Annotated in this window: 27 protein-coding genes and 1 pseudogene; 6 read left to right on the plus strand and 22 right to left on the minus strand. The window is 52.1% G+C overall.

Annotation, left to right across the window (positions count from 1 at the left end; translation table 11 throughout):
* Nucleotides 1–110: 110 nt before the first annotated feature.
* The 13 genes and pseudogenes from L3K52_01810 to rplU form a co-directional block, all read right to left on the minus strand.
* Nucleotides 111–1,523: a DUF294 nucleotidyltransferase-like domain-containing protein gene (locus tag L3K52_01810; protein ID UOG92485.1), complete on the minus strand. Its 1,413-nt coding sequence runs from the start codon at nt 1,521–1,523 to the stop codon at nt 111–113.
* A gap of 28 nt (nt 1,524–1,551) precedes the next feature.
* Nucleotides 1,552–3,423 carry a DUF294 nucleotidyltransferase-like domain-containing protein gene (locus L3K52_01815; GenBank protein ID UOG92486.1) on the minus strand — a complete coding sequence of 624 codons (1,872 nt, stop codon included), beginning with the start codon at nt 3,421–3,423 and terminating at the stop codon, nt 1,552–1,554.
* A gap of 82 nt (nt 3,424–3,505) precedes the next feature.
* Complete coding sequence (gene waaF, locus L3K52_01820; GenBank protein UOG92487.1) at nt 3,506–4,489, minus strand: lipopolysaccharide heptosyltransferase II; 984 nt, start codon at nt 4,487–4,489, stop codon at nt 3,506–3,508.
* A gap of 5 nt (nt 4,490–4,494) precedes the next feature.
* Nucleotides 4,495–4,701: a zinc-finger domain-containing protein gene (locus L3K52_01825; GenBank protein ID UOG92488.1), complete on the minus strand. Its 207-nt coding sequence runs from the start codon at nt 4,699–4,701 to the stop codon at nt 4,495–4,497.
* 20 nt (nt 4,702–4,721) lie between these two features.
* The gene (locus tag L3K52_01830) at nt 4,722–5,642 is read right to left on the minus strand and encodes a branched-chain amino acid transaminase (protein ID UOG92489.1); all 921 of its coding nucleotides are present in this window, start codon (nt 5,640–5,642) and stop codon (nt 4,722–4,724) included.
* Nucleotides 5,643–5,905: 263 nt separating this feature from the next.
* Nucleotides 5,906–6,202 (minus strand): annotated as a pseudogene (locus tag L3K52_01835) (lytic transglycosylase domain-containing protein).
* A 507-nt stretch (nt 6,203–6,709) separates the two neighbouring features.
* Nucleotides 6,710–7,090 (minus strand): Co2+/Mg2+ efflux protein ApaG, encoded by a 381-nt coding sequence (apaG, locus tag L3K52_01840; protein UOG93951.1) that lies wholly within the window; start codon nt 7,088–7,090, stop codon nt 6,710–6,712.
* Nucleotides 7,091–7,178: 88 nt separating this feature from the next.
* Nucleotides 7,179–8,309, minus strand: a complete 1,131-nt coding sequence (gene proB / locus L3K52_01845; protein ID UOG92490.1) for a glutamate 5-kinase — start codon at nt 8,307–8,309, stop codon at nt 7,179–7,181.
* On the minus strand, nt 8,290–9,315 hold the full coding sequence (gene obgE, locus L3K52_01850; protein ID UOG92491.1) for a GTPase ObgE: 1,026 nt from the start codon (nt 9,313–9,315) through the stop codon (nt 8,290–8,292). Before obgE ends, proB begins: the two co-directional genes overlap by 20 nt.
* A gap of 5 nt (nt 9,316–9,320) precedes the next feature.
* Nucleotides 9,321–9,476: a hypothetical protein gene (locus tag L3K52_01855; GenBank protein UOG92492.1), complete on the minus strand. Its 156-nt coding sequence runs from the start codon at nt 9,474–9,476 to the stop codon at nt 9,321–9,323.
* 116 nt (nt 9,477–9,592) lie between these two features.
* Entirely contained in the window at nt 9,593–10,522 is a 930-nt protein-coding gene (locus L3K52_01860) for a Dam family site-specific DNA-(adenine-N6)-methyltransferase (GenBank protein UOG92493.1), read from the minus strand.
* A 71-nt stretch (nt 10,523–10,593) separates the two neighbouring features.
* The gene (gene rpmA, locus L3K52_01865) at nt 10,594–10,866 is read right to left on the minus strand and encodes a 50S ribosomal protein L27 (protein UOG92494.1); all 273 of its coding nucleotides are present in this window, start codon (nt 10,864–10,866) and stop codon (nt 10,594–10,596) included.
* Between the two features lie 12 nt (nt 10,867–10,878).
* Entirely contained in the window at nt 10,879–11,193 is a 315-nt protein-coding gene (rplU, locus tag L3K52_01870; protein UOG92495.1) for a 50S ribosomal protein L21, read from the minus strand.
* A gap of 165 nt (nt 11,194–11,358) precedes the next feature.
* On the opposite strand from rplU, the gene ispB reads away from it, so the two are divergent.
* Genes ispB through L3K52_01890 form a run of 4 tightly spaced genes read left to right on the plus strand, consistent with a single transcriptional unit; the run spans nt 11,359 to nt 16,063 of the window.
* On the plus strand, nt 11,359–12,327 hold the full coding sequence (gene ispB, locus L3K52_01875) for an octaprenyl diphosphate synthase (protein ID UOG92496.1): 969 nt from the start codon (nt 11,359–11,361) through the stop codon (nt 12,325–12,327).
* Nucleotides 12,324–13,115 (plus strand): hypothetical protein, encoded by a 792-nt coding sequence (locus L3K52_01880; protein ID UOG92497.1) that lies wholly within the window; start codon nt 12,324–12,326, stop codon nt 13,113–13,115. Before ispB ends, L3K52_01880 begins: the two co-directional genes overlap by 4 nt.
* Nucleotides 13,116–13,133: 18 nt before the next feature.
* Entirely contained in the window at nt 13,134–14,468 is a 1,335-nt protein-coding gene (locus L3K52_01885) for an IS4 family transposase (GenBank protein UOG92498.1), read from the plus strand.
* A 32-nt stretch (nt 14,469–14,500) separates the two neighbouring features.
* Nucleotides 14,501–16,063, plus strand: a complete 1,563-nt coding sequence (locus tag L3K52_01890; GenBank protein ID UOG92499.1) for a response regulator — start codon at nt 14,501–14,503, stop codon at nt 16,061–16,063.
* A gap of 9 nt (nt 16,064–16,072) precedes the next feature.
* Here the strand turns inward: L3K52_01890 and L3K52_01895 are convergent, their stop codons facing one another.
* Genes L3K52_01895 through L3K52_01905 form a run of 3 tightly spaced genes read right to left on the minus strand, consistent with a single transcriptional unit; the run spans nt 16,073 to nt 18,489 of the window.
* A complete protein-coding gene (locus L3K52_01895) occupies nt 16,073–16,657 on the minus strand; it encodes a DUF3501 family protein (GenBank protein ID UOG92500.1) in 585 nt (194 codons plus the stop codon).
* An 8-nt stretch (nt 16,658–16,665) separates the two neighbouring features.
* Nucleotides 16,666–18,009, minus strand: a complete 1,344-nt coding sequence (locus L3K52_01900) for a Fe-S oxidoreductase (GenBank protein ID UOG92501.1) — start codon at nt 18,007–18,009, stop codon at nt 16,666–16,668.
* Between the two features lie 57 nt (nt 18,010–18,066).
* Entirely contained in the window at nt 18,067–18,489 is a 423-nt protein-coding gene (locus L3K52_01905; GenBank protein ID UOG92502.1) for a rubrerythrin family protein, read from the minus strand.
* A gap of 137 nt (nt 18,490–18,626) precedes the next feature.
* Between L3K52_01905 and L3K52_01910 the strand changes: the two genes are divergently transcribed.
* The gene (locus L3K52_01910; GenBank protein ID UOG92503.1) at nt 18,627–19,766 is read left to right on the plus strand and encodes a DUF3530 family protein; all 1,140 of its coding nucleotides are present in this window, start codon (nt 18,627–18,629) and stop codon (nt 19,764–19,766) included.
* A 58-nt stretch (nt 19,767–19,824) separates the two neighbouring features.
* On the opposite strand, the gene L3K52_01915 is transcribed toward L3K52_01910, so the two are convergent.
* The 3 genes from L3K52_01915 to L3K52_01925 form a co-directional block, all read right to left on the minus strand.
* A complete protein-coding gene (locus L3K52_01915; GenBank protein ID UOG92504.1) occupies nt 19,825–20,424 on the minus strand; it encodes a C40 family peptidase in 600 nt (199 codons plus the stop codon).
* Nucleotides 20,425–20,721: 297 nt separating this feature from the next.
* Nucleotides 20,722–21,540: an adenosylmethionine decarboxylase gene (speD, locus tag L3K52_01920; protein UOG92505.1), complete on the minus strand. Its 819-nt coding sequence runs from the start codon at nt 21,538–21,540 to the stop codon at nt 20,722–20,724.
* Between the two features lie 115 nt (nt 21,541–21,655).
* Complete coding sequence (locus L3K52_01925; GenBank protein UOG92506.1) at nt 21,656–22,075, minus strand: OsmC family protein; 420 nt, start codon at nt 22,073–22,075, stop codon at nt 21,656–21,658.
* Between the two features lie 125 nt (nt 22,076–22,200).
* Between L3K52_01925 and L3K52_01930 the strand changes: the two genes are divergently transcribed.
* Nucleotides 22,201–22,443 carry a YdcH family protein gene (locus L3K52_01930; protein UOG92507.1) on the plus strand — a complete coding sequence of 81 codons (243 nt, stop codon included), beginning with the start codon at nt 22,201–22,203 and terminating at the stop codon, nt 22,441–22,443.
* Here L3K52_01930 and gshB read toward each other — a convergent pair.
* From gshB to secB, 3 genes are read right to left on the minus strand one after another with little or no spacing between them, the layout of a single operon-like run.
* The gene (gshB, locus tag L3K52_01935; GenBank protein UOG92508.1) at nt 22,440–23,408 is read right to left on the minus strand and encodes a glutathione synthase; all 969 of its coding nucleotides are present in this window, start codon (nt 23,406–23,408) and stop codon (nt 22,440–22,442) included. The genes L3K52_01930 and gshB overlap by 4 nt on opposite strands.
* Before the next feature lie 36 nt (nt 23,409–23,444).
* Nucleotides 23,445–24,452 carry an NAD(P)-dependent glycerol-3-phosphate dehydrogenase gene (locus tag L3K52_01940; GenBank protein ID UOG92509.1) on the minus strand — a complete coding sequence of 336 codons (1,008 nt, stop codon included), beginning with the start codon at nt 24,450–24,452 and terminating at the stop codon, nt 23,445–23,447.
* Complete coding sequence (secB, locus tag L3K52_01945) at nt 24,449–24,904, minus strand: protein-export chaperone SecB (protein ID UOG92510.1); 456 nt, start codon at nt 24,902–24,904, stop codon at nt 24,449–24,451. The genes L3K52_01940 and secB overlap by 4 nt, the downstream gene beginning before the upstream one ends.
* Between the last annotated feature and the right edge of the window lie 17 nt (nt 24,905–24,921).

Below are 24,921 nucleotides of genomic sequence, written 5' to 3' on the forward strand. Positions count from 1 at the left end.
CCGATTATCATTACAAATTTGACTCAAAGTGTCGCCACTCGCAGATCAGTAACTCCGTTTTACATGGTTTTTTGGCGTTAGCGACTCCATTTTTCCGACTCGCACAACACTCATGCTCCACTCCGATACGCCCGAAACATCCCCTGCTGCAACCGCGCCACCACCTCACAAGCCCCCTTCAAATGATTACGCTCCAACGCCGACAAACTCGCCAGCGGCAACGCATTATCCGGCTTCACCTCCGCCTGTACCTGCCGTGACTGATGCTGCAAACGCAAGCGGCTAATCACTTCCAACGCTTCCAACAATTCCCCCACGTCATCACGGTTCAACGCCCCCGTCTCCGCCAAGGCTTGCAAACGTTCCACCGTATTCACCGGAGGCAAACCGTGCGCCAATGCGTACACCCGTGCCAAATCAATTACCGGCACAACGCCACGTTTTTTCAAGTCGATGACTTTCTCGCCCGCTGCATTGCGTTCACTGGCAAAGCCACCCCAAAAGTTTAGCGGAGGCTGAAAAGTTTGCGCGTTTTCTGCCAGCAAATGTTGGAATAGACTGCTATTGCGGCTACGCCCCAGCAAGTCATCACGCAACCGCAGCCACAAGCTGTCATCGCCATAAGTGCAGCGCAGGTCGAAAAATATAGTGGCATTCACCAGCGCCTGCGGTTCCGGCGTATCAATCCACTGGCGGAAATACTCGCGCCACACGTGCAGCGGTTGCCGCCATTGCGGATTGCTTGCCATGATATTGCCGGGGCAATACACATACCCACGCGCCGCCAGCCCGTCGCTGACAAAGTGCGCCACTTGCTGGAAATAGCTGTCGTGCAGTTCCGCCACGAAACTGTCATCCAGAATCATCGCGTTATCTTGATCGGTGTGAATGGTTTGCTCATGCCGCCCCATCGAACCAGCAACGATGAAAGCGTAGGGAATGGGCGGTGCGCCAAAACGGTTTTCCGCGAGTGTCAGCAGGCGATGCACAATTTCCTGACCGACCAGACTGAGGGAATGCGCACTATCGCAGGCAGGCGTACCGTTTTGCACCATGCGCACCAAGGCAGGCGGCAAATGTTGACTGAGGCGTGACAGGGTTGCCACATCCGCCGCGACGTGGATGTCGCCAATCAGCCAAGCGGCGTTGTAATCGTATTGCCGCAACAGATCGAACGCCGACACAATACCAAAACTGCCATCCGCCAGCCGCACCAGAATATGGCGAATATTGCGCCGTGCCATCAGCAGCAGCGCGGCGGATGCGGTTTCAGAAGCATCAACCACCAGCGGTTGGCTAGTCATAATGTCGCCCACTGGCGTTGTCGGCTCAAGCTCGGCAGCCAACACCCGTGTGCGCAAATCCATATCCGTGACCACGCCTTGCAGCTTACCAGATGCGTCCAACACCAGCGCAGCACGGCTTGCCGCCTGCGTCATGCGGGCAGCCACCGTGCGAATCGTGTCACTGCCTGCCACCGTCAGCGCAGGGCAAGCAAATTCCGTCAGGTGGGCATGTAACACACCAGCGGCTCTCCTCCAGTGGGTTATCTTATCTAAACTTATCCGCCTGATAGCGGGTTGCCATGCTGTCTTGCATGGTCGAAATCACCTCAAACGCATCTTTCAAATGGCGACGTTCCAGTGCTGACAGCTCTTCGGGCGGCATGTGGTTATTGGGTTTGTGTCCGTTTTCGATTTGCTTGGCTTGATGCTGCAAGCGTACCATGCTGATGAACTCGAACGCATCGCGCACATCTTCCACGGTAGAACGGGTGATCGTCCCCGCTTCCGCAATTGCCTCCAACCGTTCCCACGTATTGATCGGCGTAAGCCCTGCCGCCAACGCATACAGCCGCGCCATGTCGATAACTGGTACAACCCCGCGCTTCTTCATGTCCATCCCTTTTTCGGCGCTGCTGTCTTTGCTGTCTTTATCGAGCACGAAGCCACGGAAGAAACCAATCGGCGGTTTGTGGCTCAAGGCATTGCCCGCCATAAACGCTTGGAACAGGGTGCTGGCTTTGGTTTTTCTCAGAACCTCTTCCTGCAAACGGGTTAGCAAACTGGCATCCCCATGCAAGCAGCGCAGGTCGAAGAAAATGCTGGCATACATCAACGCCATCGGTTCGGGCTTATTGATCCACGTCTCAAAATAGCCACGCCACACCGACAACGGTTGCCGCCACTGGTCATTGGTCGCCATCACATTGCCGGGGCAATAAATGTAACCGCACGCATCCAACCCGTCGCTCACGACTTTCGCTATCTGCCGGAAATACTCGCCGTGTTGCGCTTCGTTGTAGTCATCCGACACAATCATGCCGTTATCTTGGTCAGAATGCGCGGTTTGTTCACGCCGCGCCATCGAACCCGCCACAATGAAGGCATACGGCACGGGTGGTGCGCCGAATTTTTCTTCTGCCATCACCAATAAACGCCGCGCAATCGCTTGCCCAACAGCGGTGACGGACTGCCCAATATCGTTGGCAGGCAGGCTTTGTTTCACCAAGCTCACTAACATTTGCGGCAAGTTTTTGCTGAGTTCTGCCAAGCGTGCCACGTCTTTGGCAGCGAAAATATCCCCGACCAAATACACGGCGCTATTGCTTTGGGTGCGCAATAAATCGCTGGCAGAGACGACGCCGACTACATCGCCATTATCCACCACCGGCAAGTGGCGAATATTACGCCGTGACATCAGCAACAAGGCTTCGGAGGCTTGATCGCGTGGTGTTAATGTGAGTGGGTTAAGAGTCATAATGTCAGCAATTGGCGCATTCACGCTGCGGTCTTCAGCCACCACACGCTTGCGGAAATCCACATCAGTGACAATGCCGCACAAGCTGCCGTCTTCGCCCGTTACCATCACGGTTTGGGTATCGAATTCGTTCATCTGTTGCGCAACTTGCTGGATGCTATCGCTCTTGCCCACCAACATCGGCAGCTTCATCAAATCACGCACATGCATGGCAACTAACGCCAAGCCGTCACTGCCACGGATTTCCTGAAGTGCATTGCGTAAACGTTCCGGCTTGCGCTCGGCGAAATAGTGACGTACCCGCTCAAAGCGTTCCAGTAAGGACAAAAACAGCTCACCCGGCACGGCATACAGCAAGGTGTCTTCGATCGCTCGCACCGTCATGCTGACCTTGCCGCCACGCATCACCGAACGGTAGCCGACCCAATCGCCATCGCCGAAACGCCCGTACCAATCACCGCTTTCCAGCAAGACATCCACCGCCCCAGCGCGGATTAGAAACGCGACGGTATTTTCTGCGCCAATGCTCAACACATCCGTTCCTTGCGGGATACGCTGGATTTGCACGGCACGCGCCAACGCATCCAACTCAACGGCGGGAAGCTCAGTTAATGGGGGGCATTTCGCCAAATAATCACGGATTGCAAGCTGTTCAACGTCCATCGCACCAGTCCTCACGGCATTAATTTGTGCAAAGCAGCATAGCACGGCGACAGCTAGGCTTTTTTGATTTATAGCAAGGATGTTATAGCAAGGAAATGACCTGTTGCGGGGTAATCTTTTTCAGGCAATCCAGATGCCCCAGCGGGCATTCGCGTTTGAAGCATGGGCTGCACGGCAAGCCAAGGTAGAGGATTTGCGCTTTGTCACTCAACGGCGGGGTATAAGTCGGGTCGGAAGAGCCATACACGGCAATCACGGGTGTGCCGAGTGCGGCAGCAACGTGCATCAAGCCAGAATCATTGCTGACCACCTGATCAGCTTGTGCGAGTAAACCCAGCACTTCCTGTAGGCTGGTTTTGCCAGCAAGGTCTTGGCAGACGGGGGAATTTACAGCGGCGGCGATTTGCGCGGTGACGGGGGCATCTTTGGCAGAGCCGAGTAGGATCACTTGACCGCCTTGGGCGATGTAGTGCTGGGCGACTTCGGCGTAATAGTCGGCAGGCCAGCGTTTGGCAGCACCGTATTCTGCACCGGGGCAGAGGGCTAGAAGCGACCCTTCGACTACGCTCAGGGAGCGGGTGGGAGTGAGGTGTGGCGGCTGAATCTTTGGTGGTAACGGGGCATCCTTCGCCAACCCCAACGCCACAAACCGTTGCACCGTCATCGTCAACACGGTTTTATCCATAGGGCGAATATCATTCAGCAAGCCGTAGCGCATTTCGCCCTTAAACCCCGTGCGTACCGGAATGTTTGCCCAAAACGGCACGAGCGCGGCTTTCAGCGAACGCGGCAACACAATCGCCCAATCATACGCATTCGCCCGCAAACGTTTGCCCAATTGGTAACGCTTACCCAATGCCAATTCGCCATGCTGCAACGGCATTTCAATGGCAGCGCGGACTTCGGGCATTGCCGCCAAAATCGGCTTGCTCCACGCAGGTGCAAGCACATCAATTTGCAAATCGGGGAAACGGTGTTTCAGCGCCATAAACAGGCTTTGTGCCATCACCGTATCGCCGACCCACGAAGGGCCGACGATCAGGCAACGTTGGGGGGAAAACGCCATGGCGTTTAGTCGATCAAACGGTAAAGCGTACCGCAGTATGGGCAACGAGCCGTTTTATCGGGGCTATTCTCAATCGCTAACGATGCACGCGGGTGCGAACACCACAACGCAGTGACATCGGTGGGGCAACTCAAGGGTAAATCTTGACGTTTCACCACCACTTCGCGGGTGTCATTCAAACGTTGGTAATCAGCAATACTCGGTGCAGACATACAACCTCTCTCACCATTCGTTAAACAAAGGTCAGCCAATCGCGGTATTTTTCGGAGCGCCCATGCACAATATCCAAATACAGGGATTGCAATTGTTCCGTAATCGGGCCGCGTGAGCCTGAACCAATGGCGCGACGATCCAATTCACGAATCGGGGTCACTTCCGCCGCTGTGCCGGTGAAGAATGCTTCATCTGCCATGTACACTTCGTCACGGCTAATGCGCTTTTCGCGGACTTCATAGCCCAAATCACGCGCCAGTGTGATCACGGTTTTACGGGTAATCCCATCCAGTGCCGCCGTCAGTTCAGGGGTGTACAGGACACCTTCTTTGATCAAAAAGAAGTTTTCCGCGCTGCCTTCAGACACAAAACCGTCCACGTCCAGCAACAAGGCTTCGTCATAACCGTCGTCTAACGCTTCACGCAACGCCAGCATGGAATTCATGTAATTGCCGTTGGCTTTCGCCTTGCACATGGTGACATTGACGTGGTGGCGGTTGAAGGAAGAGGTCTTGATGCGAATCCCTTTTTCCATGTTTTCCGCGCCGAGGTAAGAACCCCATGTCCACGCGGCGACCATTGCGTGGGTTTCCAGATTGTCGGCACGCAGACCCATGCCTTCCGACCCGTAAAAACACATCGGGCGGATGTAAGCGGAATCCAGATTATTATCACGCACGGACGCGCATTGCGCTGCATTGAGCTGCTCTTTGCTGTAAGGCATCGCCATTCGCATGATTTTGGCAGAATTAAACAGGCGGTTAGTGTGATCTTGCAAGCGGAAAATCGCCGTGCCTTGGTCAGTCTTATACGCCCGCACACCTTCAAAAACACCCATGCCATAATGCAGGGTATGGGTTAAGACGTGGGTTTTGGCTTCGCGCCAAGGCACCATTTCGCCGTCCAGCCAGATCAGGCCATCGCGGTCAGACATCGACATTGCTCATCTCCACAGATCAAAATCAAACAACAAAGCATACACTTCGCGTTTCATTGTTGCCAGTCCGTGCAGCCTACTGCGATGCAAAAAGAAGCCGCCCGCGTACTGCTTTACGATAAACCTTTGAAAACAGAGAAATCCTGCACCGGCTTTGCCCAACCTTGCCCACGTGAAATGCCTGCCGGTATCCGCGCATTGCGCTGATAACCCACCGCTTGTGGGGCTGCCTGCGCTTGTTGAACGGGGTATGCCTGCGCCCCCCGGTAATCACGCATGATTTTCGCCACATAATTTTGGGTTTCACGAAAAGGCGGAATGCCTTTGTGCTTGTGTACTGCACCGGGGCCCGCATTGTAAGCCGCTAACGCCAGCGCCACATTCCCATTAAAGGTGCGCAATTGTTCTGCCAAATATTTCACGCCACCTTGGATATTCTGATGCGGGTCCCAAGCGTTAGCGACGCCCATCATATCCGCCGTGCCGGGCATCAATTGCATTAAACCCATCGCCCCCACCCGTGAACGCGCACCGGGGTTAAAGCAGGATTCTTGTTTCATCAACGCAATCACCAGATTTTCATCCACACCGTAAGCGCGCGCATGAGTACGAATAGAATCCAGATGCGGCAACATTTTACGCTCTAATTGTGCGGCGTTTTGCGAGCCACAATGCCCGCGCGTACTTCCCATATTAACGGGTGCCAACGCGTTAGCCGAGTAATTCGCTACCTTGGGTAAAGCTGACGGTCTTGATGATTTTTTTTGCGGTGCGCCGTACTTTGCAACCAATTTATATTTGTTGCCTTTTTTCGGCGTATTGGTCAACCAACGTGTACCGTCTTTATCAACGTAAGTGTAAACAGCCGCTTCCGCCGACTCACTGTGTACTACCGCACTACATAGTACAGACAATACAACCAGACCACTGACTTGGCTTGATTTGTTTGGGGTTTTCATTATTACCACTTCTTGTTTTTATAGACACTATATAAGAAATCTATTTTCACTATACCCCGCTGTTTTCAGGCGTGTCTAGCGGGGTGTGACGAGTGGTAATATCGAGAAGATTTAATGCAAAACGCGCGGATCCACTAAACGAAACGGGGCAATAATCGCATCAAAATGCTCACCATCATCGGCTACCATTTGATAAGCACCCTGCATCACGCCCAGTGGCGTATCCAGAATCGTGCCACTGGTATAACGAAACCCCTCGCCCGGTTGCAAGTAAGGTTGCTCACCGACCACGCCATCACCGCGCACTTCTTGAGTACGGCCTTCGGCATCCGAAATCACCCAGTGCCGGGTCAACAATTTGGCAGGAATACTGCCTTGATTCACCATCGTCACGGTGTACGCAAACACGTAACGCGACAGTTCCGGGTTAGATTCTTTTTCGATGAAATGAGACTCCACCGACACTTGAATATTGTAACGCTCGCTATCCATCATTGACTCCCTTTGTCTACCAGGCTGCCAGAACATATCCCACCGATCGCGCACACCACAATAAAATCCGACTAAAGCAAGCTTTTCACTATAATAAGACCAAATTATCACGGTGGATCAGCTCCAACGCATCCACATAGCCTAGTACTTGCTCAATGGATTTGCTTGGCTGACGTTTAATGCGGTTTGCCTCTTCACTCGAATAATTCACCAATCCCTTGGCAATCAAGCGCCCGTCATCAGTGACACAACTCACCACCTCACCCCGATCAAACACGCCTTCCACCCGTGTTACTCCGATGGGCAATAAGCTTTTTCCCGTTTTGAGAACCGCTTCTGCCGCGCCAGCGTCAAGCCACAACGTGCCTTTGGCTGCCAATTGCCCCGCAATCCACTGCTTACGCGCTGCAATCGGTGCAGCATCCGGCAATAACAGCGTGCCTAACAACTCACCCGTGCGCAGCCGCTCCAACACCAGCGGTTCACGCCCGGAAGCAATCACGGTGGCACAGCCCGAACGCGCCGCCCGTTGCGCAGCGATTACCTTGGTACGCATTCCGCCGCTGCCGATCAACGTGCCCGCCCCGCCCGCAAATTCCACGTAATCGGGATTGTTAGCGCGACCCTCAACAATCATCTGCGCATCCGCAAACTTGCGCGGGTCTTTGTCAAACAAGCCGGACTGGTCGGTGAGAATCACCAACACATCCGCTTCGACCAGATTCGCCACCATCGCACCCAGCGTATCGTTGTCACCCAAGCGAATTTCCTCAAACGCCACCGTATCATTCTCATTGATCACCGGAATGACTTTGAGTTCAATCAAGGTGGTTAAGGTGCTACGCGCATTGAGGTAACGGCGACGATTCGCCAAATCGTCATGGGTGAGCAACACTTGCGCGGCATGAAAACCGTGTTGCTGGAACACCATCTCATAAGCATGAATCAGGCTCATTTGCCCAATCGCTGCCGCCGCCTGCTTTTCAAACAAGGCTTTGGGCTTGGTTTTCCAACCCATGCGGCTCATGCCTTCGGCGACTGCGCCGGAAGACACCAACACGATTTCCACACCGGACTGATGCAGGCGAGCCATTTGCCCCGCCCAATCCGCCAAGGCTTCACGATCCAAGCCTTCGCCATCGCGAGTCAGCAAGGCACTGCCAATTTTAACGACCCAACGCTGGGTCTTGGGCATGAATTCAGTTCGTGTGGTCTGCATGTTCGTCCAAATACTGCATAATGTGGAAACACAGGTCTTGCGTGCCTGCACTGGTCGCGGCGGAAATCTGGAAAACGCGCCCCGTCCAACCGAGTGCGTCAACAATTTCCTGACAACGGGAGGCGCGTTCTTCCGGTGGCAACAAGTCGATTTTGTTCAGCACCAGCCAACGCGGGTAATTGGACAGCTCTTCGCTGTATTGCTCCAACTCAGCCTCGATAGTACGCACCGCTTTTACCGGCTCATTTTCCTCCGCCATCGGTGCGACGTCCACCACGTGCAGCAATAAACTGGTACGCGATAAATGCCGCAGGAATTGGATGCCCAGCCCCGCGCCTTCCGCCGCCCCTTCGATCAAGCCAGGAATATCCGCCATCACGAAACTTTGCGTCACGCCAACACTGACCACGCCCAAATTGGGGTACAGCGTGGTGAACGGGTAATCCGCGACTTTCGGACGTGCCGACGACACCGCGCTGATCAACGTCGATTTTCCCGCATTCGGCAAGCCCAGCAAACCGACGTCTGCCAGCAATTTCAGTTCCATGCGCAACACACGCAATTCACCCACCGTACCCGGCTTAGACTGACGTGGCGCACGGTTAATCGAGCTTTTGTAACGCAAGTTACCCAAGCCATGCCAACCGCCTTTTGCCACCAGCAAGCGCTGGCCGGGTTCGACCAAATCGCCGATCATCTCGCCGGTTTCTTCGTCGTAAGCCACCGTGCCGACCGGAACGCTGATCTCTTGATCATCGCCACGCCTGCCGGTCATATTATTGCCTGCGCCGTTTTCGCCGCGCTGCGCTTCGTAATAACGCTGGTGGCGGAAATCAATCAGCGTATTCAAATTGCGTTCGGCAACCAAATACACATCGCCACCGTCGCCGCCGTCGCCACCGTTGGGGCCACCGAATTCGATGTATTTTTCGCGGCGGAAGCTCACGCAACCATTGCCACCATCACCCGCTTTCACGCGGATTACTACTTCATCAACAAACTGCATAAATCCTATCCCAGTAACTTGGCTTCACGCTCAAGCACTTCTTTAACAAACTCAGGGACTTCTTTACCAAGCTCAGAAGCGGCTGCCTTCAGTTTTTCATAAACAGCCACTTCATCCCCTTGCCAAACAAGGTCAATACGACGACTGTGGCGTGTTGCCACATGGGTATAATTTTCTGGGAAAGCCCAGTAACAAGTCAGGCAAACCTGCTTATCTTTACCACCATTCCAATTGTCACAATGCTCACACGACCAACTCCAATAAGGCGGCTGGCACTTCAGGCATAGAGCGCATTAGCCTCAGGCGCACAGTGTGGCTGTATAGAAATAGCATGACTCCGTAACGCAGGTAATTCCCGCTTCTGCGCTAAAGCTGGTGACAAATACAGCGATTCATACGTCATCTCAGCGCGTCCCAGCAAGGTCGATTGGCTAGAACGCCCCGCTAACAATTCAATACGCGACAACTCCAGATAACTAGGCAGCAATTCGCCAAATGCCTTATCTCCCCTACGCCCATCATAACTGACGAGGTAAGCGATACCCCGTTCATTCAAGCTTTCCAGTGCCAATACAAATTCACGGTGATCAATACCGGACAAGTAGCGCGAATCGTGTTCGCCGCAAACGCCCTGATAAGGCGGATCCATGTAAACCAAATCATTGGTCGTAGCCGTCCTCAGCACATCACGATAATCCAGTGCTGAAAAGGCACTTTTACCTTGCAACAACGCTGACACCCCGAAAATATTGTTACGCATCGTCGCGGGGCGAGTTCCTTTACGGCGCTTATCTGGGCTTTGATTGAACATCCCATCAGCATTGTAACGCACCGCACCTTTGACACAACGCGCTAACAAATACAGGAAAAGACGGGGATCTTGGCTGCGATTAAAGGCTTCGCGCATCTGATAATAATGGCTCGGACTATCCTCTGTGAGCTGCCCATTCCAAATCTGTTCGTAATAATCAGCCGTTGCTGTGGGTTGCTCCACCATCAAACGCAGCAATTCTACTAACGGTTTATTGACATCATTAATCGCGTAACGCGCCGCCAATTGACGTGCTCCCGCCGCAATACTAATCGCAGCCGAACCCGCAAAGGGTTCAATCAAACAATTCACATCCTTGGGGAAATAACCAAGAATGGCGGCTGCTAAATTGCGCTTACTGCCTTGATATTGAATGGGGTGCGGGATAGTTTTCATGACATGATCATAACACGCGAAAAGCCCCGACAGGCGGGGCTTTTACGCAAATCGTTCGAAGACGGAAGTTTTTAAGCGGAACAACCTTCAACAGGTTGGATGCTTACAAACTTACGGTTTTCAGCGCCTTTTTGCTTGAAAACCACTACGCCGTCTGCCTTGGCGAACAAGGTATGGTCTTTACCAATACCTACGTTGTCACCAGCATGGAAGCGCGTACCACGCTGGCGAACCAGAATGTTACCAGCCAGAACGAATTGACCACCAAAGCGCTTAACGCCAAGTCGTTTCGATTCTGAGTCGCGACCGTTGCGGGTACTACCGCCTGCTTTCTTATGTGCCATTGCTGTCTCCCCTTATGCTGCTGAAATGCCAGTGATTTCGATTTGTGTCAGGTACTGGCGATGACCAGTACATTTCTGATGGTGCTTACGGCGGCGGAATTTCATGATCCGCACTTTGACGCCGCGAGTCTGGGCCACAACGTTTGCAGTTACTTTCGCGCCTGCAACGTAAGGTGCGCCGATTTGCACGGTGTCACCTTCCCCGACCATCAGGACATTATCGAAATCAATGTCTGCGCCTTCTGCTGCATCCAGTTTTTCAACAAAGATGCTGTCGCCTTGAGCGACGCGGTACTGTTTACCGCCGGTTACGATGACCGCATACATGATTCGATTCTCCAAAAAATGTCCTGTTAAAGAGCCGCAGGATTATACCGTCTACGCCCCTTCAGGTCAAACGGGAAATAAAATATTTCAAGGAGTTGCGCGTATCGCTTGACAGGAGCTAGGGGGCTTCCTAGCATTCGGGGCTTTACCGCAGCCTGCATAATCATGGATTTCAATACAATTCGCCAACTTGCCGATGCTGACATGCAGGCAGTCAATGCTTTAATCCAGCGTCGTCTGCATTCCGATGTCGTGCTTATCAACCAACTCAGCCATTACATTATTGGCAGTGGGGGCAAGCGCTTGCGCCCATTACTCGCGTTGCTGGTGGCGCGTGCCTGCGGCTATCAAGGCGACAGACACGTTGATATTGCCGCAATTGTGGAATTTATCCACACCGCCACGCTGCTACATGACGATGTGGTGGACGAGTCCGATATGCGCCGTGGCAAGGAAACCGCCAACAATGTGTGGGGCAATCAAGCCGCCGTGCTGGTGGGCGATTTCCTGTATTCGCGCTCGTTTGAAATGATGGTGGACGTGGGCAGTATGCGGGTGATGGAAATCTTATCCACCACCACCAACGTGATTGCGGAAGGCGAAGTCTTGCAGTTGCTCAACTGTCACGATCCTGACACGTCCGAAGCGCGTTACATGGAAGTGATTCATTCCAAAACCGCGAAATTGTTTGAAGCAGCGTGTCAGTTGGGCGCAGTGCTGACGGGATTGAGTGCGGAACACGAAGAGGCGATGGCGAAGTATGGAATGCACTTAGGTACAGCGTTCCAATTGGTCGATGACGTGTTGGATTACACCGCTGATGCTGAGGAAATGGGCAAAAACGTCGGTGATGATTTAGCCGAAGGCAAGCCGACCTTGCCACTGATTATTGCGATACAACGCAGCGATGCGGCGACGGCTGCCATCCTCCGCAGTGCGATTGAGCAGGGTGGGTTGGATCAAATTGATGCCATTATGCAGGCGATTACCGACACCAAGGCGATTGATTACACGCTGGAACGTGCCAAGGGTGAAACCGAAAGTGCGATTGCCAGCTTGCAATGCCTGCCTGATAGCGACTATCGGCAAGCGTTGGAGTCATTGGCATGGTTTGCGATTAACCGTAGCCATTGAAGCAGCACGCCACGCCATTGTCTTGGCTGGCGGGTTTACTGCTGTTTTTACTCAGCCAAGTAACGGTGGCTGATGCCTCAACATTGATCCTCACGGATAGCCACGACACGGTTTCCGCCGCGCCCTTCATGGCAATTTTGGAAGACCCGTCACGGCAATTAACCCTGCAACAGGTTGCATCGGCGGCATTTGACGCAAAATTTACTGCAAACACCAGTCAAAACGCCCCCAGTTTCGGCAGAAGTCGCTCGGCGTATTGGGTACGTTTTACGCTAATCAACCAATCCAGCCTGAAATGGTATGCCCTGTCCGATGCATTGCTGGAGGATGAATACGACTTCCATCTGCTATCCGAGGGGCAGGAAGTAACGGCACAGTACGCCGCACCCGTGACCGGCTACCGCCGCCCCGCGTGGTCGCTGGCACTTCCTCACGGCATACCCTTGGAAATCTACGTGCGGGCAACCAATGGCGATTCCGCGTTTCGCTTGCCGGTAGATTTGGTCACGGCGGATGCGATGCTGGAACGCAGTAAAGAAAGCTATCGCCTCTACGCCGCTATTTACGGGGCAATGTTGGTGTTGGCGGCTTACAACCTGTTTTTGTTCTTCGCATTGCGTGAGCCTAGCTACTTGTCACTGGTGGCGCATATTCTCTCAATGGCGACGGTGGCGCATTTAGCCAACCCGGTATTTGAGGGGATTGGATTCCTCCATGACACTGGCTCGCACTTTTTCACGACACCGCTCTACCCATCTCCTTATACACAAGTCCCCAAACTGATGTAAGATAAGCAATTTTCACCCATGAACTGGTCATCTACCGAACTCACCGATCTTGATTTGGGAGACAAGCGTCTCGAAACACGCGCCGCTCATATCCTCAAAGCGATGCTGAAAGCCCCCCAATCGAGCATCCCGAAAGCTTGTCAAAGTTGGTCAAGCACCTTGGCGACGTACCGTTTCTTTTGGAATGAAGCGGTGAGCCATGATGCTTTGATGGCATCCCACTTTGAAGCGACCGAGTGTCGAATCCGTCAGCAAGATTCGCGGATTATCCTGTGTATTCAAGACACCACCGAACTGGATTTCAATGGGCAGGAAACCGAGGGTTTGGGGCGTTTATCCTACGATAAGCAACGCGGGATGTACCTGCATCCGACCTTGTGTATCACCCCAGACCGTCTGCCATTGGGGATCACCGATACGTGGATGTGGTCACGGGGCTTGAGCAAAGCGGCGGATCTTGCCAACCCCGGCATCAAAGAAAGCCGTCGCTGGATTGAAGGGTATGAACGGGTAGCCGAACTGGCGGCACGCTGCCCTGAATACCGCCTCATCTATACGGGCGACCGTGAAAGCGACTTTTATGACTTACTCAAACGGGCGCAAGCCTTGGATTACCCGGCTGACCTGCTGATACGGGCGCAACATAACCGCGCCTTGGGGGATGACCTCAAACTGTGGGATGCCATTGATCAACAACAGGCGTTGACTCGTATCACCTTTACCAAACCGCGCAAGCAGGGTGAAAAGCCTCGCAAAGTGGTACAAGAAATCAAGGTGTTACGTTATACCCTGCGTCCCAAAAGTAAGCATCCAATGCTATTGACCTTGGTTCAAGCCAAAGAAATCAACCCACCCGCCGGAAAATCGTCCCTCATTTGGCGTTTAGTCACCAACCGTTGTGTAGAGACCGCCGATGCCGCCTGTGAACTCATCGACTGGTATCGGGCGCGTTGGGAAATCGAGATGTTTTTTGATGTCCTGAAAGTCGGCTGTCGCGTCGAAAAACTGCAACTGGACACTAAAGAGCGCATCGAAAAAGCCCTCGCGCTCTACATCATGGTGGCCTGGCGGATTATGTTTCTGATGCGGTTGGGGCGTACCTGCCCAGAACTTCCGGCTGATCTGGTGTTTGACCCGCTGGAATGGAAAGTATCCTTCCGGCTCGGCAAAAAAGCACTACCCGATGGCATACCTACCCTCAATCAAGTGATCCGCAATCTAGCGGAACTGGGGGGCTTTTTGGGCAGAAAATGCGATGGCGAACCGGGGGCTAAAAGTATCTGGCTTGGCTACTCAAGGGTGCTGGACTGTATTTATGGGATTCAGATGGCTAGTGAGTTGGGGGAGGACTGATTTGTGTATAAAGAGATGCGCTCTACCTCGCCATGATTTCTTTTAGCGTATTTACGCAACAATTGCTGCAAACCAAACAACGGCTCCCCCGCCATCACCGGCTGTTAAGCGGGATCATCTGGATTTGCTTACCCTTGATCGTCATCACTGGCTGGATTCCCAGCGGAACCTTGATTACCAACAGCATGGGGCAGATTACGATGTTGATACTGTTCAGCACCAGCATCGCCGCCTTACGCCACGGCAATCGCATTGCCCGTTATTTCTTTGGCATTTTCTTCTTGGTGATTTTTTGGGTCGCACCCAGTGGATTGGTACTGATTTTCAATGTGACACACTGGGATGTGCAAGCGTTTTACGTCACCGCCATGCCAATAGGACACCTGATTTTTTTGCTGTTATTGTCCATTGTCCAAATGGAAAAAGTCAGGTTATTGCGTGAAGCCATGCAGCGCACCGCCGCCGCGAATCAAGCCAAAAGCAGCTTTCTAGCAACCATTAACCATGAATTGCGCACCCCGCTCAACGCCATCACCAGCCTCGGCACGCTGTTACGCCTCACCACGCTCACCCCCAAGCAAGCGGAATACGTCACGCAACTGGAGCAAACGTCCCAACACATGTCACGCTTAATGGGCAATGTGTTAGACATCGCCAAAATTGAAAGCAATAGCCTGGAACTACAGCAAGAACCCTTCCAACTGAGCATCGTGATGCGCCAAGTACACGATTTAACGCTTAATCAGGCACAGAAAAAAGGGCTGTCGTTGGTATTTGTCGGGCATGACACCATCCCGGAAACGCTACTGGGCGACCGTTTGCGCTTAACGCAAATCCTGACCAATTTGCTGCAAAATGCGCTGCGTTATACCACCGAAGGCTCTGTCACTTGCACGGTGCAGCGTCATGAGACACCTGAACCCCAGCAATTACGCCTGTCTTTTTCGGTGCGTGATACCGGAATTGGCATTGCCGCTGAAAAATTACCGACGATTTTTGATGAATTTACCCAAGCGCAACCCACCTCCAACCTTTCACAAGACGGCATCGGCTTAGGGCTGGCGATTAGCAGCCGCCTCGTCACCTGTTTGGGCGGAAAATTAGCGGTTGAAAGCACCGTGGGTAAAGGCAGCCACTTTTTCTTCACCCTGACCTTTAACGTCGCCCACCTTGAAACGGCAACAACGGATAAACCACCTTGCCGACTGCCGCAGGGCATCCGCATTTTATTGGTCGATGACGAATTCATGAATCGTTTGCTGGGTTATGAGCTATTGAGTGCTCAAGGCGGCAAGGTGGAAGTCGCCGCAGATGGGCAAAGTGCGTTGCTTTACCTGCAACAGCACCCGTTTGATGTGGTATTACTCGACATTAACCTGCCCGACACCACCGGCTTTGACGTGTTGCAATGGATACGCCAGCATTCACCCAATCCCAACATTCCCGTCATCGCCTTGACCGCGCACACGAGTACTGAAGTTAGGCAACAATGCCTAGCGGCGGGAATGAATGACTTTTTGCACAAACCGTCGGATTGGCAACGTTTGTGTCAAATCATCCTCAAGGTGCTTAACCATGAGGATGATGCTTCTTAGGGTTAGGGCTTAGCCCAAATCTGCTGCGAGTGACGCACGCGAGGCTTCACCCAAGGTCACGGTATACGCATAATTCGGATGCTCAATCCCCATCTGAATCGCCGCGCCTTCCTGCATCGAAGCCACCATCACCGGGGTCAACTCAAAGCGCGTAAAATGCACTGCTGAGGTTTTCTCCTCGGTTTCGCGCTCCAAATCTTCATTGGCAATCGCGTAAACCTTGTCGAAACCCGCCACCTGCACCCACGTATGCCGCTCGATCCCGATCAACCGCCCCAGTTGCACCTTGCGCTCTTCCACATCGGAAAACTCGACCATGAAGGTTGCTTTCCAGTTCGAGCCATCGGGAATCAACGGGTTATACGCTTCCAGTTCCTCATTAATGCCAGCGGACTCGAAAATTTTCTCAATCCGCAGCATTTCCTGAATCTGGTACTGCATGGTTAAGCGGTCTTCAAAATACAGCGTCGCATTCGGGCCAATGTGTATTTTGCGGTCAGCTTTATGCGCCATCACTTTCTCGCGGAAGGCTTTGCGCTCGATTGAATACTGTTCCAGACTCAGCAAGTCTGCACGGGTCAACTTTTCCATCATCACTCTCCTTACAAACCGTAAGCAATGCGTAACATGGTCAGCGGATGCGTTGGCGGAGGCATACCCTCTTCCAACCCACTCTCGATTTGATGCCCAGCCATCGGGCAATCGCTGCCGTAATAATCCGGCTTGGCCTGATTGACCTTACCGAACAGCGGACGGCAAATTTTTATGGCAATATCGTGGAACTCGCTTTTCACCGCATACGTGCCGTCATGCCCGGAACAACGTTCCAGCAATTCCAGCTTGGTATCCGGCACTAATTCCAACAATTCGCGGGTCTTGTAACCGATGTTTTGTACGCGCAAATGGCAAGACGTGTGGTAGCTGACCTTGCCCAACGGCTTTTTGAAGTTGGTGTTCAACTTGCCTTCTTTGTGGCGCAACATCAGGTACTCGAACGGGTCGAAAATGCGCCCTTTCACCGTTTGCACATCAGCATCATCGGGGAACATCAGCGGCAATTCCTGCTTGAACATCAACACACACGACGGTACGGGGCCGACAATATCCCAACCTTCATTGATGAGTTTCATCATTGCCGGAATATTGGCTTCTTTCGCGGCGGCAACCGATTCCAAATCACCGAGTTCTAGCTTCGGCATTCCACAACACTGCTCTTTATCCAGCAACGTCACTGGAATGCCGTTGATTTCAAATACCTTACGCAAATCATCGACGATATGCGGCTCGTTATAGTTGCCGTAGCACGTCGCAAAAATCGCCACTTTGCCCGTGGTACGCCCTGCTGCCACCGCTTTGGATTCATCCAAAGTCTTGTAACGCGCCACACGGTCACGCCCTTTGTCGCTGTGGTAAGACGGTATTTTCGCTTGCGGATGCACACCCAACACTTTGTCGAGTTGTTGACGGAAGGCGGGATTTTGATTCACTTTATTGACGATGCCCGCAACGACAGGAATCCCCGCCAACTTGCCGACCATATCCGTAGAACTCAGTATCTTGTCGCGGAATTTTGTGTCGCCCTTCTTAAACTTCACCGCTTTGGCACGCAGCATCAGGTGTGGGAAGTCAATATTCCACTCATGCGGCGGAATGTACGGGCATTTGGTCATGTAACACAGGTCGCACAGATAGCAATGATCCACGACCTGCCAATAATCTTTTTTGTCAACGCCATCCACTTCCATCGTCTTGGAATTGTCCACAAGATCAAACAGCGTGGGGAAGGAATTGCACAGGCTGACGCAACGGCGGCAACCGTGACACAGATCAAAGACGCGCTCCATTTCGTGCAGGACGGCATCTTCGTTATAAAATTCGGGGTTTTTCCAGTCGAGCGCGTGACGGGTGGGGGCTTGCAGGCTGCCTTCGCGTTTCGGGGTTGCCATCTTAGTTATTCTCCGTTGGGGTGTGGAGGCGAACACGCATTCGCCTCCACTAAAGCCTTATGCGTCTAAACTGTCCAATGCCTTCTGGAAACGGTTAGCGTGTGAACGCTCCGCTTTCGCCAACGTTTCAAACCAATCCGCGATTTCGTCGAAGCCTTCCGCACGCGCGTCTTTGGCCATGCCGGGGTACATGTCGGTGTATTCGTGGGTTTCACCCGCAATCGCCGATTTCAAGTTAGCCGCTGTCGGGCCAATCGGCAAGCCGGTCGCTGGATCGCCAGAAGCTTCCAAATATTCCAAGTGACCGTGTGCGTGACCCGTTTCGCCTTCCGCAGTAGAGCGGAATACCGCCGCGACATCGTTGTAGCCTTCCACGTCGGCTTTGGCTGCGAAATACAAGTAACGGCGATTGGCTTGCGATTCACCCGCGAAGGCGTCTTTCAAATGCTGTTCTGTTCTACTTCCCTTCAATTCCATCATGGACTCCTCAGTTGTATGGTTGATTAAACGCTTTGTAGGATTATACTCTAAGAGAAAGTAACGTCGATTTCCAATCGTATATTTTGAATGTTTCATTCGATTTAGCCAAATACCGCCCCCTTGAGGAGATGAGAAACATGAAAGTTGCCGCAGCCGTTTATACGCTTGCCTCCGTTGTAGTGTTGGCCTTAATGGTCATGCGCCCTGCCGTGAATATTGACAGCCCGGCTCAAAAGGCAGTCAACACCCCAGCACCTGAAGCAGTAGCGAGCGAAGCCGTGCCGGTAACCATGCCAAGCGTCGCCCCCACTGCCGACACCGCGCCAATTGCCCCGGCGCCGATGCCCGTGCAGGAACCTGCGCCTGCTGTTATCGCGCCCGCGCCGCTAACGGTACCCGCGCCAGCGGCGCTAACACCGCCGGTCATGCCGCCGCCCATGATGGACCCGATGCCCGCCGCGCCACCGGCACCCACTCCCCCTTCTGAGCCAAACCTCTCAGAAGAAAAAAAAAATGATGTAACCCCGCCACCTGCGGCGAACAAACCCGCACCCGACGCTAACGCCATGCCGGATTACGCTCGCGAGCAACGCCTTGCGAGTGAAATCCGCGATACGATTATGGATGGCGAGGTGATCAGCTTGAATGATGGCACCCAGAACTTCATGGGCATTCTGACAACGGCAGATCAACCGCGCGGCGCCGTTATCATTTTGCACGGGCGCGGCTACCACCCCGATTGGGAAAATGTGGTGCACCCCTTGCGGGTAGGTTTAGTGGCTAAAGGCTGGACAACCCTGTCTTTGCAAATGCCCGTATTAGCCAAAGAAGCCAAATACTACGATTACGTTCCACTGTTTGCCAATGCTGACAAGCGCATTGATGCGGGAATAGCCTTGCTGAAACAACGAGGCATCAGCAAAATTGTATTAGCCGCACACAGTTGCGGCGCACACATGGCCATGAACTGGGTAGACACCACCGGCGGAAACAATCTTGCTGCTTATGTAGGCATGGGCATGGGGGCAACTGATGAGGGACAAGAATTGCTGCACCCGTTCCCGCTGGATAAATTATCCGTACCCGTTTTGGATGTGTATGGCGAAAAGGATTTTCCGCAAGTGATCAGCCTTGCCCCGGAGCGTCAAGCACTCATGCAACGTTCTGGCAATACGCATTCTAAACAAATGGTGTTACCCGATGCGGATCATGATTACAAAGACAAAGGTGAAGCTCTCACCGCTGTGGTTGCCACTTGGCTGAATAGCCTGCCGTAAGCGCGTTACTTAAATGAAAAAGGCCACTATTAATAGCGGCCTTTTTTGAAGGGGCAATTTAAGAATAAGCGGGTTTGCAGGCACCCGGAATGCGTCCAAAACCGACCAGCCTATTGGCCCAATAACCTTCCAGCTTATCGGTAGTAATCGCTTTACCCGTGCGCGGTGCATGGACGAATTTTTCATCGCCCAAATAAATACCGACATGGCTGATACGTTTACCACTGGTTTTGAAGAAAACCAAGTCGCCTTTGCTGGCTTGATGCTTAGGGATTTTGATCGCTGATGCGTATTGATCCGCAGCGGTGCGTGGCAAAGAAACCCCAGCGCCTTGCTCAAAGGCAAACTGTGTTAAGCCACTGCAATCAAAGCCTGTTTTAGGACTTTCACCGCCGTAACGGTACATTTTGCCTTTTTGCTTTTCAGCGTTCCATACCACGCGATCTAACAGGCTAATATCCTGTGAGGCTTGAACAGGTATTTTCGTCACATTTGCCAATGTATTAGCACTATTCTTAGAATGGGCAAATTGTGCGGTATATACCTTGGCTTGTTCCGCTTCCGCAGTTTTAACGGTTTCAGAATTACAGCCAGCCAGTAACAATGCCACCGCCCCCAGACTTAACAGGATCAATGACTTCACACTAACACTACTCATAATCTCTTCTACAACCTTTCTTGCGTTCTCTACATATAGAACAATAGTTTTGTTTGTGATGTTTTTACACACTATAAACATCACAAAGCGAACGTTAGCAGAGTCTATGCACCAGAGACAACCTTCATGATCAATATTAGCTCAGATATACTATTGAATGTTTCAATTGTGCGGAGTCTACCAATATGTTGCTAAATTGCAACATATTGGCTCCAGATGATAATCAAACGCAATTAAACGACTAGGGAAAAACAGCCCGTAATTAGCACGTTAGCAGCGCCATTACCGTGATAGTCATCACAAACTGCCGGTGTTTCTGCCGTAGAAAATTTCTTTCATTTCCTTGCGCAATTGCATCTCAATTTGCTTAATGTCTTTTTCAAAATAATCATTTTTACCCAAACCAAACAAATAGTTATCCAGATCAAACTCTTTCAACATCATTTTAGTGTGAAAGATATTCTCCTGATAAACATTGACGTCTAGCATGGAATAATTGCGCTTTGTTTCAGGTGACAAGAAATTTTGGATAGAGTTGATCTTATGGTCGATGAAGTGCTTTTTACCCTTCACGTCACGGGTAAAACCGCGTACCCGATAGTCCATAATGACAATATCAGACTCCAAACTGTGTATTAAGTAATTCAATGCTTTCAACGGCGAGATGCGCCCACACGTGGATACATCAATGTCAGCACGGAAGGTACTAATACCATTATCGGGGTGACTTTCCGGGTAAGTGTGTACCGTCAAATGGCTTTTATCCAAATGCGCCACCACATCTTCTGGGTAAGGTCCAGGACGTGCCGAAATCGATGCACTGATTTTTTCTTCTGATAAAACAGGCTCTTCCGATACCAAAATAGTGACGCTCGCGCCTTGGGGATCGTAATCCTGCCGTGCCACGTTCAAAATATTAGCACCAATAATGTCTGCCACATTGGTGAGAATGTTGGTCAAACGGTCGGCATTGTATTCTTCATCAATGTACGCGAGGTATTCTTCACGGTGAGCCGGACTCCTTGCGTAGCAGATGTCGTAAATGTTAAAACTCAAGGTTTTCGTTAGGTTATTAAACCCATGCAGGCGAATCTGCTTTTGATGACGCTCAACCAATTCTGATCATCCTCTTTGTCTGGCGTAGCATAAAAAAATCCACCGATTGACCGACAATCGGTACGGGAATGAACTATGCAAAACTATGCCCCTGCGTGCAAGTGAAATAAATGCTTCACGGCGCTTCGTGCAACGCAAAATCGTGGGTAATCACCGCAGTTTTGCCTAACATAATGGATGCGGAGCAATATTTTTCAGCCGATAATTTCACCGCACGCTCGACTTTATCGGCAGCAAGGTTGCGTCCACTCACTTGGAAGTGCAGGTGGATGCGAGTGAAAACCTTGGGATCGGTATCTGCGCGTTCGGCTTCGATCTGCACTTCACAATCCATGACATGCTGTTTGGATTTCTGCAAAATCAACACAATATCGAAAGACGCACAACCGCCCAAGCCCAGCAATAGCATTTCCATCGGACGCATTCCAAGGTTACGCCCCCCAAATTCGGGCGCACCATCCATTACCACGGAATGCCCACTGCCGGATTCACCGACAAAACTCATATTATCCAACCATTTGACTCTGGCTTTCACGTTTGACTCCCGTTGTGTTCAAAAGCAGATTCTAGCACAGTCCATAATTTGACTTAACTCACACGCTCCCCCTCGGTATTGTGATAGCCTGAAACGGAAACTTAATGAAAAAAGGAGCGTAACGAATGTTTGGAGAATCTCACGATCTCGCGACCGAATTTCCCGAATACAAAGAGCAGATTCATCACCTGAAAATGAATGATCGGCACTTTGCTCGCCTATTTGAGGACTACAACGAGGTGGACGCGCAATTGCATCGGATTGAACAAGAAATCGAAGTCCATGCTGACGAATTTGTCGAAAGCCTGAAGTTACAGCGTCTACACCTCAAAGATGAGCTGTACGGTATCTTGCAACAAAATACCTAAACGCCGTTTGCCAGCCTGCACTCAACCGCATCCCATAGCAGGCTGGCAATATTAGCCGCATAAATCGTATCCAATTCGCGAATGCAGGTCGGGCTAGTAACATTTATCTCAGTCACGTAATCGCCGATCACGTCCAGCCCCACAAACAGCAACCCCATGTCCCGCAATACCGGCGCAATGCCAGCACAAATCGCAAATTCGCGTTCCGTCAAATCCACGCCCACGCCCGTACCGCCCGCCGCCAAATTCGCCCGCCCCTCGCCTTCCGCCGGAATTCGCGCCAATGCATGGGGGAACGGCTCGCCGTCGATCAGCAAAATGCGTTTATCACCCTGTTTGTATTCCGGCAAAAAGCGCTGTGCCATCACCGTGCGCGTGCCATGCGCGGTAATCGCCTCCAGAATCACATTGCTATTCGGATCACCCTGTTTAATTTGGAAAATCATTGAACCGCCCATGCCGTCCAAGGGTTTCACCACAATGTGTTGCTGTTGCGCCAGAAATTCACGGATACGTGCCATATCGCGGGTCACACGGGTTGGTGGGCAATATTCAGGAAACCACGCGGCAAACAATTTTTCATTGGCACTGCGAATACTCTCTGGGCGATTCACCACCAGCGTGCCGCGTTTTTGCACCAATTCCAGCAAATACGTGCTGTAAATGTATTCCATATCAAACGGCGGATCTTTGCGCATTAACACCACCGGCAATTCATGCAGCGGCATGACCAGCGCTTCACCGAACGTAAACCAAGCACTGGGATCGTCCTTGACCGTCACCGGATTCATTTTGGCAAACACCACGCCATCATCCATAAACAAGTCGCCTTGCAGAATATGGAATAAGGGGCAACCCCGGCGCTGTGCTTCCAGCATCATCGCGAAGGTACTGTCTTTTTTAATGTTAATGCTGCTGATCGAATCCATCACGATGCCGATAGCGTAGGCGGGAATGGTGTTCATGGGCGAACTCCCAATAAATAAACGTAAATTAAACGCTCAGAATTCCGCTTTCAAATCACGCGAAAGCAGTTCGTTGACCGCCTGTTTGGGCGGCAAATGTTCGTAAAGAATGCGGTAAACTTGCTGGCAAATGGGCATTTCCACCCCGGCACGTTCGGCTAGTTTGCCGATGGAAAGCGCAGATTTCGCGCCTTCTACCGCCTGACCGATTTCCGCAAGCGCCGCATCCCGGCTTTTGCCTTGACCAAGCGCCAAACCCAAACGCCGGTTGCGGGACTGGTTATCGGTGCAAGTCAGCACCAAATCGCCGACACCAGCTAAGCCCATCAAGGTTTCAGGTTGTGCGCCGAGCTTTGCGCCCAACCGCATGATTTCCGCCAAGCCGCGTGTAACAATCGCCACCCGCGCATTCGCCCCGAAACCCAAACCGTCGGAAATGCCTGCCGCAATCGCCAAGACATTTTTTACCGCCCCGCCCAATTCCACGCCTAACACATCGTTACTGATGTAAGCGCGGTAATTTGCCGCACTAAACGCCGCAGCAACGGCTTGTGCCAAAGCAGGCTGATTGGCAGCCACGGTCATCGCGGTGGGCAGACCACGCGCCACTTCAGCCGCAAAGGTGGGGCCAGACACCACGCCGTAAGCGCGGCATTGCGGCAATTCCTCTTCCAACACTTGATGCAGCAACTTGCCGGTTTCCAGCTCCAAGCCTTTGGTCGCCCACAGAACCGCATCAGCAGCGTTCAATAAGGGAGCTAATTTCCGCAACATTTCACGGAAAACATGGCTGGGAACGACGACCAAATGGTAATCCGCAAACGCTGCCACCGTTGGCAAATCAGCGGAACACCGGAGCTTGTCAGGAAAAGCAATGCCCGGCAGGTAATGCGCATTTTCACGTTGCCGATTCAGGTTAGCAACGTGTGCAGGGTTAATATCCCACAGCAACACATCCAGCCCATTACGCGCCAATTGCAGCGCTAACGCCGTTCCCCACGAGCCTGCACCGTAAACCGCGATGGACTGGATGCGTTCACTCATGCCGCGCCAGCTTTCGCTTGCTCTTCCTGTAAACGGCGAGCGTACAAGGCATCAAAATTGATCGGGGATAAGTGCAGTTCGGGGAAGCTGCCTTTAGAAACCATCCCCGCAATCACTTCCCGTGCATACGGGAACAAGATATTAGGGCAATAAGCCGCCAGCAAATGATTCAGTTGCTCTTGCGCATAACCTTGAATGAAGAACACCCCGGCCTGTTTGACTTCCACCAAAAACGCGGTTTTATCATCGCTTTTGACGGTAATGGTAATGAACAACTCCACTTCGTAGTTGTCATTAGCCAAGGTATTAACTTTAGTATTCAAGTCCAGATTGGTGTTGGGGTTCCACTCTTGGGTGAAAATCGCCGGTGAGTTGGGCGCTTCAAACGAAACATCCTTGATATAAATACGCTGAATAATAAATTGTTGTTCTTGTGGTTGAGCGTCGCTCATAGCATACCCCTCTAATG

The sequence above is a fragment of the Candidatus Thiothrix sulfatifontis genome (genome assembly GCA_022828425.1).
In the GTDB taxonomy this organism is placed as follows: Bacteria; Pseudomonadota; Gammaproteobacteria; order Thiotrichales; family Thiotrichaceae; genus Thiothrix; species Thiothrix sulfatifontis.